Source organism: Veillonella intestinalis (assembly GCF_943193155.1).
Classification (GTDB): Bacteria; Bacillota; Negativicutes; order Veillonellales; family Veillonellaceae; genus Veillonella_A; species Veillonella_A intestinalis.
Genome location: NZ_CALPDB010000005.1, coordinates 236,599 through 252,857, shown reverse-complemented (window position 1 = coordinate 252,857; position 16,259 = coordinate 236,599). Strand labels below are relative to the sequence as shown.

Annotated in this window: 17 protein-coding genes; 15 read left to right on the top strand and 2 right to left on the bottom strand. The window is 39.9% G+C overall.

The window, feature by feature from the left end; genetic code table 11:
- The first annotated feature begins 342 nt into the window (after nt 1–342).
- Nucleotides 343–765, top strand: a complete 423-nt coding sequence (locus NFR44_RS07720) for a GNAT family N-acetyltransferase (protein WP_251443264.1) — start codon at nt 343–345, stop codon at nt 763–765.
- Nucleotides 766–951: 186 nt separating this feature from the next.
- Here NFR44_RS07720 and NFR44_RS07715 read toward each other — a convergent pair whose 3' ends face one another.
- Nucleotides 952–1,854, bottom strand: a complete 903-nt coding sequence (locus NFR44_RS07715) for a diacylglycerol/lipid kinase family protein (RefSeq protein WP_251443262.1) — start codon at nt 1,852–1,854, stop codon at nt 952–954.
- 285 nt (nt 1,855–2,139) lie between these two features.
- Here NFR44_RS07715 and NFR44_RS07710 point away from each other — a divergent pair, with 285 nt between their 5' ends.
- The 14 genes from NFR44_RS07710 (at nt 2,140) to NFR44_RS09455 (ending at nt 14,519) form a co-directional block, all read left to right on the top strand.
- Entirely contained in the window at nt 2,140–2,835 is a 696-nt protein-coding gene (locus NFR44_RS07710) for a GntR family transcriptional regulator (RefSeq protein WP_251443259.1), read from the top strand.
- Nucleotides 2,836–3,211: 376 nt separating this feature from the next.
- Nucleotides 3,212–4,201: a molybdopterin-binding protein gene (locus NFR44_RS07705; RefSeq protein ID WP_251443256.1), complete on the top strand. Its 990-nt coding sequence runs from the start codon at nt 3,212–3,214 to the stop codon at nt 4,199–4,201.
- Nucleotides 4,202–4,395: 194 nt separating this feature from the next.
- The gene (locus tag NFR44_RS07700; protein WP_251443254.1) at nt 4,396–4,815 is read left to right on the top strand and encodes an acyl-CoA thioesterase; all 420 of its coding nucleotides are present in this window, start codon (nt 4,396–4,398) and stop codon (nt 4,813–4,815) included.
- A complete protein-coding gene (gene murI, locus NFR44_RS07695) occupies nt 4,812–5,630 on the top strand; it encodes a glutamate racemase (RefSeq protein ID WP_251443252.1) in 819 nt (272 codons plus the stop codon). Before NFR44_RS07700 ends, murI begins: the two co-directional genes overlap by 4 nt.
- A gap of 17 nt (nt 5,631–5,647) precedes the next feature.
- Nucleotides 5,648–6,187 (top strand): hypothetical protein, encoded by a 540-nt coding sequence (locus NFR44_RS07690; protein WP_251443250.1) that lies wholly within the window; start codon nt 5,648–5,650, stop codon nt 6,185–6,187.
- 12 nt (nt 6,188–6,199) lie between these two features.
- The gene (locus NFR44_RS07685; RefSeq protein ID WP_251443248.1) at nt 6,200–6,853 is read left to right on the top strand and encodes a coenzyme F420-0:L-glutamate ligase; all 654 of its coding nucleotides are present in this window, start codon (nt 6,200–6,202) and stop codon (nt 6,851–6,853) included.
- A 102-nt stretch (nt 6,854–6,955) separates the two neighbouring features.
- Nucleotides 6,956–8,638 carry a hydantoinase/oxoprolinase family protein gene (locus NFR44_RS07680; protein ID WP_251443246.1) on the top strand — a complete coding sequence of 561 codons (1,683 nt, stop codon included), beginning with the start codon at nt 6,956–6,958 and terminating at the stop codon, nt 8,636–8,638.
- A complete protein-coding gene (locus NFR44_RS07675) occupies nt 8,628–9,968 on the top strand; it encodes a histone deacetylase family protein (protein WP_251443244.1) in 1,341 nt (446 codons plus the stop codon). Before NFR44_RS07680 ends, NFR44_RS07675 begins: the two co-directional genes overlap by 11 nt.
- A 154-nt stretch (nt 9,969–10,122) precedes the next feature.
- Complete coding sequence (gene rph, locus NFR44_RS07670) at nt 10,123–10,884, top strand: ribonuclease PH (RefSeq protein WP_251443241.1); 762 nt, start codon at nt 10,123–10,125, stop codon at nt 10,882–10,884.
- Nucleotides 10,856–11,443, top strand: a complete 588-nt coding sequence (locus tag NFR44_RS07665) for an XTP/dITP diphosphatase (protein WP_251443238.1) — start codon at nt 10,856–10,858, stop codon at nt 11,441–11,443. The genes rph and NFR44_RS07665 overlap by 29 nt, the downstream gene beginning before the upstream one ends.
- A gap of 59 nt (nt 11,444–11,502) precedes the next feature.
- The gene (locus NFR44_RS07660; RefSeq protein ID WP_308795446.1) at nt 11,503–12,015 is read left to right on the top strand and encodes a metallophosphoesterase family protein; all 513 of its coding nucleotides are present in this window, start codon (nt 11,503–11,505) and stop codon (nt 12,013–12,015) included.
- Between the two features lie 108 nt (nt 12,016–12,123).
- A complete protein-coding gene (gene speD / locus NFR44_RS07655; RefSeq protein WP_251443287.1) occupies nt 12,124–12,906 on the top strand; it encodes an adenosylmethionine decarboxylase in 783 nt (260 codons plus the stop codon).
- A gap of 11 nt (nt 12,907–12,917) precedes the next feature.
- Entirely contained in the window at nt 12,918–14,099 is a 1,182-nt protein-coding gene (locus NFR44_RS07650) for an NAD(P)-dependent malic enzyme (RefSeq protein WP_251443232.1), read from the top strand.
- A gap of 285 nt (nt 14,100–14,384) precedes the next feature.
- Complete coding sequence (locus NFR44_RS09455; protein ID WP_277612548.1) at nt 14,385–14,519, top strand: hypothetical protein; 135 nt, start codon at nt 14,385–14,387, stop codon at nt 14,517–14,519.
- 220 nt (nt 14,520–14,739) lie between these two features.
- On the opposite strand, the gene NFR44_RS07645 is transcribed toward NFR44_RS09455, so the two are convergent.
- Entirely contained in the window at nt 14,740–16,191 is a 1,452-nt protein-coding gene (locus NFR44_RS07645; RefSeq protein WP_251443229.1) for an S-layer homology domain-containing protein, read from the bottom strand.
- Nucleotides 16,192–16,259: the final 68 nt, after the last annotated feature.

Here is a 16,259-nt window from a genome sequence, read left to right as displayed (position 1 = left end):
CTTACCGATAATATCTAATGCGTCTTTGATAGTAGGCATATCCAATTACCTCCTTCGGTGGTACTGTTTCTTACTATTATTATACGCTATTTCTCGTCAAAAATCAACCATTTGTTGTGACAGAGCCATTGCAAAATATTCAATATGCATTGCTTGTGTTTATGTTTTTCTGTTTGGTTGGCGTTATTCCGTCTATGATACGGAATAAATAAGCTATTCCGTTAAGGAGACTATACATTGGTAATTGTAATGAAATGTAGTGCAGTCTTTGGAGTTAGCATGGTATAATAAATGTTAAATTGATAAGTTTGTTTAGGTTGTTGGAGTAAGGAGTAGAGACACATGGATTGGTCTGTAAAGATATATTCAGAATTACCTGAGGAAGCGCGTACTATCCGTCAGGTCGTGTTTGTAGAGGAACAGGGGTTTGAAGAAGAGTTTGATGCCATTGATGCGGAGGCTGCACATTTAGTTGGCTTTGTAGCAGGGGAACCAGTTTGTACTTGCCGTTTTTTCCGTGAAACAGAAGGATCCTCCGTATTTATTATTGGCCGTGTGGCGGTGCTTAAGTCACAGCGAGGGAAACAATTAGGGGCTAACATATTATTAGCAGCTGAGGATTTTATTCGCGTTATGGGTGGTGAGCGTAAGAAATTAGCGGCGCAAGTTCGAGCTAAAGGATTTTATGAGTCTTTAGGCTATGTAGCTGAAGGAGATGTGTTTGACGAAGAAGGCTGTCCTCATGTGTGGATGGTAAAAGAATAAAATTAAAAAATTGGAATTAATAAGGCCAATGGTCTTATTGCATAGAGTGTTGAGCTATAACTATATAATAGTATTAATTATATATAGTTAAATGCTTACGAAAAAAAGACTATAACTTACAGCCTATGGCTGTAAGTTATAGTCTTTTTATTTAGTAATAAACAAGGAGCTGCTATTTGTAGCTGTTTATTTTTTCTTTTTGTCAGGTACATATACTTGTAAGAAGCCTGGTAAGACTTCTAAGTCAACAGGCATAAGAGGCCCCTTATTGCCGTCCATGTTAGTAGGCAAGGCAATATCATCTAATAAAGTGATTTTTGCTTTACGAACTTTTAGAATGGTTACATATTTAGAGGTGTAAATAGAACCGCGTAAGATAAGCGGCAAAATGCGAAGGACATCCATAATAAAATATTCTTTAAAGATAATAACTCGCATGTAACCGTCATCTACCGAAGCTAATGGCATAAATTTTTCAAAGCTGGACACAACATTTGTTAACAGGGCAATCACTAATGGGGATCGTGTTTTGATATCGTGATCTTCTGTTTTGATATGAAAACTATAGTCTTTGGTTGTGAAAAGCGCTTGGCCACCTTTTACAAAATACGCTAAGGGACCTAATAATTGTTTTTCTTTTGGTGTAACTTCTTCCACTACCTTGGGAATAACGCCAGCAGCAATATTATTGCAAAAATATTGATCGTTGCAACGCCCTATATCCACATGGCGTATTTTGCTGTGTTTTAAGGCCCGTATGGCTGCTAACGGCTCTAAAGGAATGCCCAAGGCCCTAGACATGTCATTAACAGTGCCTACAGGGACAAAACCGAATTTGGCGGTGCCTCCACCCTGGGCAATGCCATTAACTGTTTCATTGATGGTACCATCACCGCCCATACAAAATACCGAATCATAGTGATTTTGGGTGGCTTCTTTCGCAAAGCGGGTAGCGTCACCAGCTTTAGTGGTGAATTTAACTTCCATATGTTCAAAGAGTGTGCTTAATTGCCATTGTAATTCCATGGCATATTGGGTTGCACGACCTCCGCCCGAGACGGGATTGATTATAATTAAACAGCGACTCATGTATATATTCTCCCGTTTGTATTTTAGTTGACTGATTCTATCAATTATTTATATAATTAAGGTAAAATAGTCTGTAGAATTTTATAAGTTTACGTAAGGTTTGCTTTCTAATACACTTGTGTAAATTATAGTATATAATACCATATATATTATAGTATACTAAAAATTAGCTGTCATTAGAAAGAGTGACATGTAAGATATGCATACTTTTATTTTATACCTAAAATTAGTATTATTCCTATTTTAGGGTTAGTATCCTTCTATCAGTGAAAGTTGAGGTCCACTATGGGTAAGCAAGAAGAATATCATCTTAATGCAATTGACTCTATTGGTCGTTTACCATTGAGTGAGCAAGTGTATGTAACATTAAAGCAAGCCATTTTGACAGGTGCTTTGAAACCACAAGTTAAATTGAATGAAGTTAAAATTGCTGAGCAGTTGAATGTAAGTGCTACGCCAGTGCGTGAAGCATTTCGCAAGTTAGCTAAGGATAATTTAGTTGTTATTAAACCTTGGAAAGGTGTTACTGTTAAAGGCTATACGCCAGAAGAGATTATCGGGATGTACCAATGCCGTGAAGTAATGGAAGGTTTAGGGGCCAGACTATGTGCAGAAGTTTGTACTGATGAACAGATTGAAGAGCTTCAGAGTTTGTGTGATGCTGGTGCAGCTACCACAGATGCAGAAGAGCGCGTTCAAATTAATAGTCGCTTCCATACATTGATTTCCTTCTTCTCCCAGAATGAACGGGTTATGGATTATTTAGGCGAGTTCCGTGAAATGGTAAATCGCGATATGTATATTAGTACTATGGATCAGGCACGTACGGATTCTTGTAATCAAGAGCATGATGAAATTATGGCGGCTATTCGTAATCATGATGGTGAAGCTGCTGAACAGGCGATGCGTAATCATATTCGTAATGCATTTGTCTTTAAGAAAGCGCATGCTGATTTACGCGCTAAGAAATTTGGTGTATAAGAGGCTGATGTGACAAGAGATAGAAGGCGTAATGAAGTGATTATATGTAAAGTGTGTGCTGAAAAGACATAATGGAGAAAATTTGCATTAAAAAATGCAAATTTTGCATAAGAACTGTTTACATTTTCCTTACAGTTTGCTATAATCATTTCAGGATGTGACCACAGAGTCATATCTCGGGGCACCCCCCAAAGCCCCTAAACATTTGAATGTGATTCAAATGTTCTCTCTCTCTTTTTTCTCAAGCACAAAAGCCTCGGCATATGCCGAGGCTTTTGTGCGTTTTAATATAAAATAGTGTTAAGTTGTTAGGGCACAGTGAGATGTCTATTCCCAGTAGGCGAATTTGTGTAACTAAAATAAGTAGGAGGACTACATGAAAAAAGTTCCTGTAACAGAAGCAGTGGGTCATGTACTATGTCATGATATTGCACGAATTGTTATTGGTGAAGTGAAAGATACGCCCTTCCGCCGTGGTCATGTAATCGCTGCTGAAGATATAGAGGCTTTGCTTAAATTAGGTAAAGAGCATATTTTTGTAGCTGAACCAGGTGATGAGGTAGCCTTAGCTCATAAGCTCCATGAAGAAGATGTAGCCTTAGGCTTATATGAATTGTGTGCTAATGACAGTTTATATGCTTCAGAGATTCGTGAAGGGAAAATTGAAGCTATAGCTGCATGGGATGGCATGCTAAGCATTGATGTGAACCGTTTAAATGCGATTAATAGTATTGGTGAACTTACAATTGTTACTAAGTTAACACATCAAGCTGTAAAAAAAGGCGATAAGGTGGCCGGTATGCGTTGTATTCCTCTCTGGTTAGAGTCGGTACAATTAGAACAAGCACGGGCTATTTGGCAAGGGCTACCACTTATGAAAATAAAACCCTTTGTACGTAAGCGTATAGGACTTGTAACAACTGGCTCTGAAGTAGCGAGTGGGCGCATACAAGATGCGTTTCGTCCTATTATAGAAGAGCGGACTGCTCCTTTTGGTATGTCTATTGTGGCGCATGAAATTGTAACGGATGATACGGAACAAATTGTAGCGGCCATTGCTAAGGTTAAAGCAGTGGGGGCGGATATTGTTTTTTGTACTGGTGGCATGAGTGTTGATCCAGATGATTTGACACCAGGTGCTATTGCACGCAGTGCGGCTCAAGTGGTAACTTATGGGCTTCCAGTATTGCCGGGTTCCATGGTTTGCATTGCATATATGGCTGACGGGATACCGTTAATCGGTTTGCCAGGGGGTGTTCTTTTTAGTAAACCTACTGCATTTGATGTATTATTGCCACGTTTAGCAGCTGATGAGCCGATTACAAAGGCTGATTGTATTGCTTTAGGGCATGGTGGTTTACAGTAGTTTTTTTAGCGTATTATAATAGCGTTATACTATGAATAAGCATTAGCATAGGGACTGATTAAATGACTAGCTATGCAGTATTGATAGCTAGTCAAGAATTTATATCTTACAGGGTTCTGTGTTTGACAGTGTTTCATAGGTAGCGTACAATGAAGGGTGAATTATTTTATAGAAATGAGAGGTGAGAGCGAAGAATGTTTACCACATCGTTGCAGGTACGATTTTACGAAACTGATATGATGTCAGTAGCACATCACACCAATCATTTACGATGGTTTGAGTTAGGCCGTGTGGAATTTTTTAGAGCTTGTGGAATTACTTTGTGGGATATGATGAATGATGGCATTGTATTTCCCATTACAAAGGTAGCTTGTGAATACAAGGAGCCAGCTCGTTTTGATGACATATTAACAGTAGAAGTTACAGTAGCGAAGATTTCACGGGCACAATGTGTATTTACTTATCGCATTGTACGTGATTCTGATGGGGCTTTGATTGCTACTGGTGAAACGCAGAATGTATTTACTGATAAAATTACAGGTAAGGTCGTTCGTTTAAGCGATACTTACTATGAGCCTATGATGCGTACCATGAAGGAGAGACAGAGCGTATGAATAGACTAGATTCAGTTGCGAAAGCAAAATTACCAATTGGTGTATTTGATTCTGGTGTAGGTGGTTTGACTGTATTATCTGTTTTACGAAAGATGTTTCCCCAGGAAGATTTTATTTATGTAGGTGATAGCGCTAATAATCCGGTAGGTAATCGGCCTAAAAATGAAATAAGTCAGATTGCTATGAATATCGGTCACTTTTTGGCAACAGTTCCTGTGAAAATGGCAGTGGTTGCTTGTAATACCTTTTCCGTTGTTGCGTTGGAAGAGCTACAAGGGACATTTGATTTTCCAGTAATTGGGGTTAGTAAAGGTGTACGAACCGCTATTGATATGAGTCAGGCTCATTCTATTGCGATTATGGCGACTAAAGCAACCATAGATAGTCATAAACATAAAGAAGAAGCTAATGAACTAGATTCTTCGGTTGCTGTTTGGGAGCAACCTTGTCCAGATTTGGCCCATTTAATTGAGCAGGGGCATTTACGAGATGAAGTGATTCATGCGTCGACGAATGCTTATTTGACACCGATTATGGCGAGTGGCGCTGATACGGTGGTGTTAGGCTGTACGCATTTCCCATTTTTAACAGAGCTTATGCAAGGCTTAGCTGGACCGGATATGAAGTTTATTGATCCGTCCTATGAAACGGCTCAAGAAGTAAAAGATGTATTGTTGGCACAGCAATTAGCGAATTCGCAGGAACGCGTAGGTACGCTAGATATTTGTTTTACTAAGGATTTGCCATTAGCGAAGCGAATGATTTCATTGTTAATTCCGCCAGAAGAGTTTAATCTTCGGCATATTACTTTATAAGGGAGTGGCACACAGAGATGTATTTTTACACATTTGTTAACATAATCGTAACGATTATATTTATTGTGGCGGTGCTATTTGTAGCATTTCGCATTTTTGCCTGGAAGCAAGGAGACGAGCATATTGTTATGCTACCTAAGAAACGGACTCCGTTTGAAGTGGAAGATATCAGCTTTAATCAGGTAACTTTAGTATCTGACATTCCGTTTGTAAATAAAGGTCGTCAAAATGGGACTATTATGGATTTATATCCGCGCCATTTATTGCCACAAGAGCAATTTGATGCAGTACAAATTCATTCTTGGACGACAGATTTAGCAGACGAGCGTCATGATGGATATTGGAAATCGGTTATTATTGAGCCTCGTAAGGGTGGCACGGTTCGTTTGCGTTTAATTTTAACAGCTAAAACTGGAAATATTCGCAAAGATTTAGTGGGCTTCCCAGATATGAACATTGATATTGTATATCAGGTGGTGGGCCGTAGTGATTGGCACATTTCAAAAAATCGTTTAATTTTAACGGCTGAAGAATTACAGCAAGCTATGCGGCAGTAGGAGGAGGTAACCATGGCAAATTTAGAATTAGTACCGGTTCATACTCGTATACTGACCCATCGAGATGATATTGTAGAAGCAATTATGCACTATGCTGGTGATAATATAGGACCAGAGGATATTGTGTGTGTAGCGGAGTCTGTAGTGGCTATTACTCAAGGCCGTATTACTCGACCAGAAGAATTGCGTCCTACTTGGCAGGCCCGTTTATTATGTCGTTTTGTACCAGCCGAAGGGTCCATGAGTTCTGTTTATGGTATGCAGTCAGCTATGGAACTCGATGGCAAATGGAAGGTGTTTGGGGCCTTTATTTTAGGGGCTATTGCTAAAGCTTTCCGCAAAGATGGTGTATTCTATCAGATTTCACGAGCTGCTGCGTTAACAGATGATGTAACGGGAACTATGCCGCCGTTTGATAAACATATTGTATATGGACCAAAAGATGCGGATAAAGTGGCAGAGCGTATTGTACAGCGCACTGGTAGTTATGGTGCAGTTGTAGCTGATGTAAATGATTTAAAACGAGCTGCTGTGTTGGGGCATAGTCGTGGTATGGATCCAAAACGCATTGCCCGTATATTGATTGACAATCCATTTGGCAATGATGACCAAATGACGCCAATCGTTATTATTAAGAACTTTGCCTCCATTTCGGAACGGCAATAATCAAGGAGGCCTAAGGGCCTCTTTTGTTTTTGGGGAACGTTTAGGCAAGAGTATTTAATACTCTATGACTAAACTACGATTAAGATATGAAAGGAGCAGACTATGTTATTAGGACTTGATGTGGGTGGTACTTTTACAGATGCTGTTGTCATTGATAAAGGCCATATTGTGCAAAGTCATAAGTGTCGTACAACAAAACCCAATCTGCTAGAGGGGATTGAAGCGGCTCTAGCTGGTGTGGCACAGGCAATTGAACCAAGTAGAGTAACGAGAATTACCTTATCAACTACGATTGTGACGAATGCGCTAGTTATGAATCAGGTGGAGCCTGTAGATTTATATATTGTACCAGGACCAGGCATGGATATTCGTTCGCTCCTTCCTGTTGAACCGATTGTACTTGATGGTTATACCGATCATAGAGGTTCTTTAGTAGCGCCTTTGAAGTCGAAAGAGTTAGAAACAGTAAGCGGTGCAAAGCGATATAAACGGGCTGCTGTATCAGCTAAGTTTGCAGTTCGCAATCCGAGTTTAGAACAAAAATTAGCAGCTGCTTTACATGAAACGGGCTATGAAAGTGTATCCGCTGGGGCTCAGTTGAGTGGATCTTTAAATTTTCCAAGACGTACAATTAGTGCGTATTTTAATAGTGCTGTACAGGGAACCTTTCAGAATTTTGCAGAAGCTGTTCGTGGAGCTTTACAACGATATGGGTTGACAGCGCCTATATATATTTTAAAAGCTGATGGAGGGTCATTGCCTTTAGCACATATGCAGGACTGTCCAGTGGAAACAGCGTTTACAGGGCCCGCTGCTAGTGTGTTAGGGATGGCTGCTTTACAAGCGATGCCTAAAGCAATGACTATTGCGTTAGATATGGGTGGTACAACAACGGACATATCTCTATGGCAGGACGGTAAGCCTTTAATGGCACGAGGTGGTGCTATGATTCAGTCATACCCTAGTGCAGTACGCTCCTTTGCTGTTAGTTCAGTAGGAATTGGCGGTGAATCAGCAGTAACACTTGATGAGAAGGGGCAGTTACAAGTAGGACCAGAGCGAGTAGGGCCTTCTATGGCTCTTGGTGGTACCGTTCCTACGTTAGGCGATGCTTTAATTGTATTAGGTAAAGCAACATATGGTGATGTAGCAAAGGCTGAATCTGGCCTTAGTGATTTAGCTACAGAGTGGGCTGAAAGTGAAGCATCACATGTGTCGGAAGAGGCTCTTGTTATAGCCTTGGCACAGGCCATAGTGGAAAAAGCGGTTGCGATTATTGTTGCCGGTATTGATTTAGCGGTTAGTCGAGAAAATAAACTGCCTATTTATGTAGTCCGTGATATTGTGGAACCGTCATTATTTAAGGAGACACAATTAGTGGCAGTAGGAGGTACGGCTGCTTCATTGGCGCCTTTTGTGGCTGAGAGGTTAAAGTTACCGCTTGAAATTCCTACGAATGCACCTGTTGCCAATGCGGTAGGCGCTGCTGTAGCGAAAGAAACTTTAATGGTAACCGTTCATTTGGACACGGCTAAGCGTGTGTTAGTAGTGCCAGAACTAGGCATTCATGAAACGAATAGCACCATTCACACTGCGGAGGAAGTTGAACAGTTAGCTTTACGTTACTTGGCTGAAGCAGGGGCGCGTTTAGGCCTTAGTAATGCTGCTGAAGGCCATATTGTAGCCGTTGAAGACGTGCCTATTATTGAAGGTTGGCAATCCATGCATCGTTTAATTACTGTAAAAGCACAGTTAGAACCGGGGGTGAGCTTGTATGTTAAATAAGAATAAGCCAACAGAGGCTAATTTAGGATTAGTCTTTTTTCCTGCCTTTGATTGGAAAATTTCAGCAACCCATCCAGAGCGACAAGAGCGTTTATTATATACGCGCGATCAATTATTAGAAGAAGGTTTACTTGAACATCCCGCCATTCGTGAATACAATCCATTATTAGCTTCTTGGCAAGATATTGAACGAGTTCATGTGGGAGCGCCTTCTTTGCAGAAGTGGGTAACGGAAGCACATAGAGTATCAGTAGGTGGCGCCATTGCTGCGGCGGAAGCTGTTATGCGGGGCGAAGTAAAGCGGGCTTTTTCATTAGTGCGGCCACCAGGACATCATGCAATGACAATGGTGCATGGGATTCGTGGTTTTTGTACTGTCAATGTAGAAGCTATTATGATTGCCTATTTACGTCGTCATTATGAGGTGAAACGAGTAGCTATAGTAGATACGGATGTGCATCATGGTGATGGGACGCAAGATGTTTTTTATCATGACCCAGATACCCTATTTATATCCTTTCACCAAGATGGACGGACTTTATACCCTGGTACGGGGTTTATGTATGAATATGGTGGCCCACAAGCGGTAGGCAGTACTGTCAATATTCCATTGCCACCTGGTACGGGCGATGAAGGAATGCTCAAAGTATTGCAAGAGCTTGTATTGCCTATGCTAGCGGATTTTCAGCCTGATATTATTATTAATTCAGCCGGACAGGATAATCATTTTAGTGACCCTTTGGCCAATATGTTAGTAACGGCGAAAGGGTATGCAAGATTGACCGATTTATTACAAGCTGATATTGCCGTACTAGAAGGTGGCTATTCTGTACAAGAAGCCTTGCCATATGTAAATACGGGCATTGTACTATCGATGGCGGGTCTTGATTATAGCCAGGTGATTGAGCCGGCTTTTGATGCTTATAGTAATCGTCAGCGTGGTGATGTGACTCAGCGTATTGATGGCATTATTAAACAGTGGCAGCAACAATGGCAGTGTCGTCATGAAATGCAAGTAGATGCTTTATTAGGTCTTGGCGATTATTGGCATGACCAACATCAAATTTATTATGATGAAACAGGAATTTCTGAATATCGCAAAGAAACAATACGACTTTATCCTGATAAAGTTGGGTGGCATAGTATTGACTCTCGTAGTGATGGTGGTCCATTTGGTTCGCAACATGTTTTTGCTACATTTATTCCTTGGCAAGCTGATGAAGCTTGTCGACGTGATGCTTATGAAGCAACTTGGGCTGCCAAAAAAACAGGAACGGCACAGCGTTATGTAGTAGTTGATTCTATGAAAGATATACAGGAAGAGTTATAAACGTGAAATGCTAATAATCGTGTTTCTGATTAAGTATTTAGAATTGAAATATATAAGCTCATACTGGTGGGGTGGAAAACTGGTTTCCATATTGAGAAAACTAGGTATCTATATGATATAATAGGAGGGAAGATAGATTTTAGGAGTGACAACTATGAGAATTGATGGAAGAAATCCGCAGGCAGTACGGCCTATAAAAATTACACGTCATTTTACCGCTTATGCAGAAGGGTCGGTATTAATTGAATGTGGCAACACTAAAGTGTTGTGTAATGCATCAGTAGAGCCTAAGGTACCACGCTTTATGAAAGGTGAAGGTCGTGGTTGGGTAACTGCTGAATACTCTTTGCTACCACGGGCTACACAAACTCGTAATAGTCGAGAAGCCGCAAAAGGTAAGCAGACAGGTCGAACTGTTGAGATTCAACGTCTTATTGGTCGTGCTTTGCGGGCGGTAGTAGATTTAGATGCATTAGGTGAAAATACCATTACTTTGGATTGTGATGTATTACAAGCTGATGGAGGGACTCGTACCGCTGCTATTACTGGTTCGTTCGTAGCCTTGGTAGATGCTGTAAATACACTATTTACTGGTGAAGGTGTATATCCAGTGCGTGATTATTGTGCTGCTATTTCCGTTGGCATTGGAATTGAAGGGCCTATTACAGATTTATGTTATGAAGAAGATAGTAAAGCTGTTGTAGATATGAATGTAGTTCGTACCGGTTCGGGCGCGCTTATTGAAGTGCAGGGTACTGGTGAGCATGGCACATTTAGTCGTGATGAACTAAATGAATTATTAGATTTAGCAGAACAAGCTACGGATGACTTGATGAAAGCACAAAAAGAAGCCCTTGGTGAAGCGGCTAAGTATATAGGAGCGACGTATGAAAATAGTAGTAGCGACGCACAATAAAGGAAAAATAAGAGAGTTTAAAGCAGCACTAGAACCTTTAGGGATTGAGGCAGTTAGCCTTGCTGATATAGTTACCGTGCCAGAGCCAGAAGAAACAGGAACGACATTTTTAGAAAATGCACGCATCAAAGCACAGTATTATATGAAGGCTACCAATCTTCCTTGTTTGGCTGATGATAGTGGGTTAGCAGTTGATGCCCTAGCTGGTGCACCCGGTGTATATTCGGCTCGTTATGCTGGTGAAGCTTGTGATGATGAAGCAAATAATGCTAAACTGATTGAAGAATTGCAAGCAGTGCCTTTTGAAAAGCGAACGGCTCGATATGTGTGTGAATTAGTATTAGCGTATCCTGATGGGCAGGAAATAACCGCTACTGGCTATTGTGAAGGTTTGATTCAAGATACGCCGTTAGGCGACGGTGGTTTTGGCTATGATCCTTACTTTTATGTGCCGCAGTTTCAAAAAACTATGGCCCAGATAAGTATGGAGGAGAAGAATGCTATAAGTCATCGTGGCTTGGCTTTAAAAGAGCTATTACATAGATTAAAAATAGATTAGTAAAAGAGTATAGTGATTAATAGAAGTAATTTAATAGTAAGAGAGCGTATATGAGTACAGTGCATCGTATAGGAATTATAAGCGATACCCATGGGTACTTAGAGGTGATTGATAGCATATTAGCAGATACTGCTGACTGGGGATTGGATTTATGGCTTCATGCTGGTGATTATGGGGATGATGCCCGATATATGGCAACGCAGACAACAGTTCCCGTATTAGCGGTGCGAGGAAATAATGATCGACAACAACCTTTGGAGCCTAGAGAGCAGTTGATCCCATTTCAAGATAGTTATGTGTATATGACACATGGGGATCAGTTTTTGCCTTATAATCGAATTCAAGAAGTAGTATCTTTAGGGATTAGTATGGGCGCTACGCTCTGTGTGGCTGGTCATAGTCATCACCATGCTATGTATGAACATCAAGGTTGTTTATTTATTAATCCTGGTAGTCCAGCCTTACCTAGGGATAAATCAGGAGGAACCTTTGCCGTAGCGACTTATGAAAATGGTCATTTTCAAGGGCAGTTCTATTACTTAAAGGAAAAACCTTGGTTAAAACCGTACTAAATAGGGTCATGTATGCGAAAATAAAATATCGAAAGTGTTGAATATGACGTATGCTTTCGATATAATGTATTTATGCGAATTTTGAATGAGGAAGGTGTAAAGAACATTATGGAGACATCCGTAAAACCGATTAAAAAAATGAAATTATACGGTTTTAATAACTTAACAAAAACCTTGAGTTTTAACATTTATGATATTTGTTATACTCGTACAGACGCTGAGAAGCGACAGTATATCGAATACATTGATGAAGTGTATAATGCACAACGGCTAACGGATATTTTGACTGAAGTGTCTCATATTATTGGGGCCAATGTCCTTAACATTGCAAAGCAAGATTATGATCCTCAAGGGGCGAGTGTTACGATTTTAATCTCAGAAGAAGAAGTTCAGAAAGAAGATGTAGTTTGTCATTTAGATAAAAGCCATTTGACAGTTCATACATATCCTGAAAGTCATCCATATCGTGGGATTAGTACATTCCGGGCTGATATTGATGTATCTACTTGTGGGCAAATTTCACCGCTTAAAGCATTAAACTATTTAATTAGTAGTTTTGATTCCGATATTATTAGCCTTGATTACCGTGTGCGTGGTTTTACACGTGACATGCAAGGGAAAAAGCTCTATATTGATCATCGCATTAACTCCATTCAAAATTATATTGATGCTAAAACTAAGAACCTGTACAACATGATTGATGTTAACGTATATCAGGAAAATATTTTCCACACGAAGATGATGCTGAAAGAATATGATATTAATAATTATCTTTTCGGCATTACGGAGGAAGATTTAACGCCAAAGGAACGGAAACACATTAATCAGTTGTTGAAGCAGGAAATGGCTGAAATTTTTTATGGTAGAAATCTACCAACCTTGAAACAATAGGAGGCAGAAACATGGACGTACGCGAAGAAGCAGTGCAAAAGAAATTGGAATTAGGTGGCTTTTTAACTACTGGTACAAAATATCCTTTAAAGGATGCGCATGATTTATCGGTTGCGTATACCCCAGGGGTAGCTGAACCATGCTTACGCATTAAAGAAAAGGAAGAATTATCTTTTGATTTAACTTGTCGTGGTAACATGGTAGCCGTTGTGTCTGACGGTACTCGTGTACTTGGTCTTGGTGATATTGGCGCAGCAGCAGCTATGCCTGTAATGGAAGGTAAATCACTACTTTTCAAACGTTTTGGTAATGTAGACTGTGTGCCTATCGTAGTAGATACAAAAGATGCCGATGAGTTAGTTCATACTGTTAAATTATTGCAGAAAAACTTTGCAGGCATTAACTTGGAAGATATTTCTTCTCCTAAATGCTATGAAATTGAAAATCGCTTAAAAGAAGAATTAGAAATTCCTGTATTCCATGATGATCAACATGGTACAGCAATTGCTTGTTTAGCTGGGGTTAAAGCAGCCCTTCGCTTTGTGAAAAAAGACTTGAGTAAAGTTAAAATCGTTGTTAATGGTGCTGGCGCTGCTGGGGCAAACATTGCTCGTTTACTTTATTTAGCTGGTGCTCGTAACATTACTTTAATGGTAAGCTCTGGCGTACTTAATAAAAACTATAAACGTCTTGATTCTTTACAAGCTGAATTAATTAAATTACTTGGTCAAGAAGAAAAGACTGGTACATTAGCTGAAGTGGCTAAAGGTGCTGATGTATTACTTGGTGTATCTGCAGCCGGTGTGTTTACAGAAGATATTTTGAAAAACTTAGCTGAAGATGCTATCGTATTTGCTATGGCAAATCCAAACCCAGAAGCTATGTATGATGATGCTAAAGCTTGTGGCGTACGTGTAATGGGTACTGGCCGTAGTGATGCACCAAACCAGATTAATAACGTAAATGTATTCCCTGGTTTATTCCGTGGTGCTATTGATGTTCAGGCATCTAAAATTAACGACGAAATGAAATTGGCAGCCGCTGATGCATTAGCTGAATTGGTGGCTGATGAAGATCTTCGTGAAGATTATGTAGTGGCTAATACGTTTGATGAACGCGTTCCATTGGCAGTGGCAAAAGCAGTAGCAGAAGTGGCTGTAAAAACTGGTGTAGCCCGCAAACCAATTAAATAGTGTTAAATAGAAAGTTCCGTTATCTTATTCGCTCACAGAGTTGCTTTGCAACAATGGTCGCTATAATAAGATAACGGAATTTTTTTCATACTATAGATGTGGTTTAGCGGTACTACGCCAGTTTTTAAGCGGGGGGATTGTTATACGAGGCTTGTGCCAGTTTAGTTATGGTCAAGGGGCAGGTGACTATATTGTTTATAGAGTAGGGAGAATTTTGTTAAGGTGGCGTATTTCTTTGCGACTGTGTATTACTAGAATAGAAGCCGTAGCGGCAACAGCTTCTTTATGAGGAAGAGGGCCGGTGATTCAGAATTAACCTTTGAAGATATCAATCGCTATATGTTATCCGTTTTGAAACAGGGTTACTATAAAACACTTGTAAACGAATTTGATTTGAAACACGTAATAGAACCACAATAATTATGCTATCTTCATCACTACTTTACGGAGAAAATTAGCTAGTATGTATTAAGCAATAGAGGGGAGAAAAATAAAATAATGACTTATTAATTATAGGAGTATAAAAAGAGCGCTTACAGTTTATGGAGCGGCCATTGCTATCTTTCCTAGCCTGGTCGCGAATGAACTGAAAGCGCTCTTTGTTTATTTAATTATAGGTGTAGTCATTATTTTATTTTTCTTAGCCATTGTTAGCAGGCAAGCTAATTTCCACTTTATTTCCAAATTTTTTAGCAAAGGCTTTGATAGTATCTGCTTTTAATTCATCCACTGTTAAGACTAAGCCTGATGCATTTTTGTTTGGTGTAATGGTAATAATAGAGCCAGTTGGTTCTTGTTGATTATAGAAGTAAGCTACTTCAGTTTGTAATTTTCCAAGTTCTATTTCTGTTAAGCTCCCTACAGTGACTTGGACATTATTAACTAATGTTTTATCTTTAGTAAAGGCGAGGGCCGCCCCTAATTTTTTAGCATCATTTTCAGATTTTAAAGTGGCTATTAATTTATTGTTCTGCCAGAACATAGCCCCATGAGTACGGAACACATATTCTTTGCCAAAGGTGCGTTCCACTAAAGTCAGCATCTTATTTTCAATCTGTTGATGTAAGATTTTTTCACGTAAGGCAACGGCGGAGCTACTGTTTGTAACACGGTACATAATCTCTGTCGCTTCGGCGCGAGTAATGTATTTTTCAGGTCCGAAGAGAAGGCGAGATTGATAGTGTAAAAAGCCTAGGCTTGCTAGTTCTCGTACAGCATCTTGAGCCCAAGGCGCAATGAATTTTTGATCGCTATAGTGAATTGAATCAAGGGCTGTAGGATCCTCTGTAGTATAACCTAAATAATGAATGTAATTATCCGCTACTACAGCAAATTCTTGGCGTGACATGAAACGTTCAGGCCGATAGGTTTTATCACCATAACCACTGATGATATTAAGCTGTGCTACTCGTTCGATTGCATTAGCAGACCAGCGGTCAGAGGTAATATCGTTGAAAGAGCTTGCCAACATAACAGGGGATTCATCAGAGATTAGATTACTAAATAAAGAGGCTACTTCTTCACGTGTGATTGGTTTATCTGGACGAAAGGTGTTGTCACTGTAGCCTGAAATAAGCTGTTGATTTGTCATCACGGCAATGGATGTGGCCGCCCAATAGTCAGCTGGTACATCGACAAAGGTATATTTTCGAGCTTCTTGAAATACAGATGGTTGAGCTGTACCAGTAAAAATAGGACTATCTGTATTAGGGGTAACCGTGGACGGAGTAAAATCTTGTAGCAATTGGATGGAACCTGTTTCCTTGGCGGTTACTTTATTTTTTGTATCTTTGTTATTGGTGTTATTGGTGTTATTGGTATTGTTGATGTCAGTTGTTTCAACTGCTGATTCTTGTTGTGCCTTAGTTGCTTTGCCAAGGGCTTGTACTGTGTTGCTCTTGGTATAGTAATCGAGGGTTAAAGGGCTAAATGTTGTTTCGTTACTTGCCTCTTTAACGACGCGTACAGGACCATAGCTGGCCTCTGTAGCATCAATATCAGTATCTGTTACAATGTTGGCCCAAACAGTGGTATTTGTAAGCATAAGTGCACAAAGGAGTGCGGCTGGTTTTGCTTGGAAAAATTTGGACATAAAAGCCTCCCAAATGATGAAACAAAATATGAAATTGTAAAGATTTAGGCCTTTTTAGGTCTAAATTA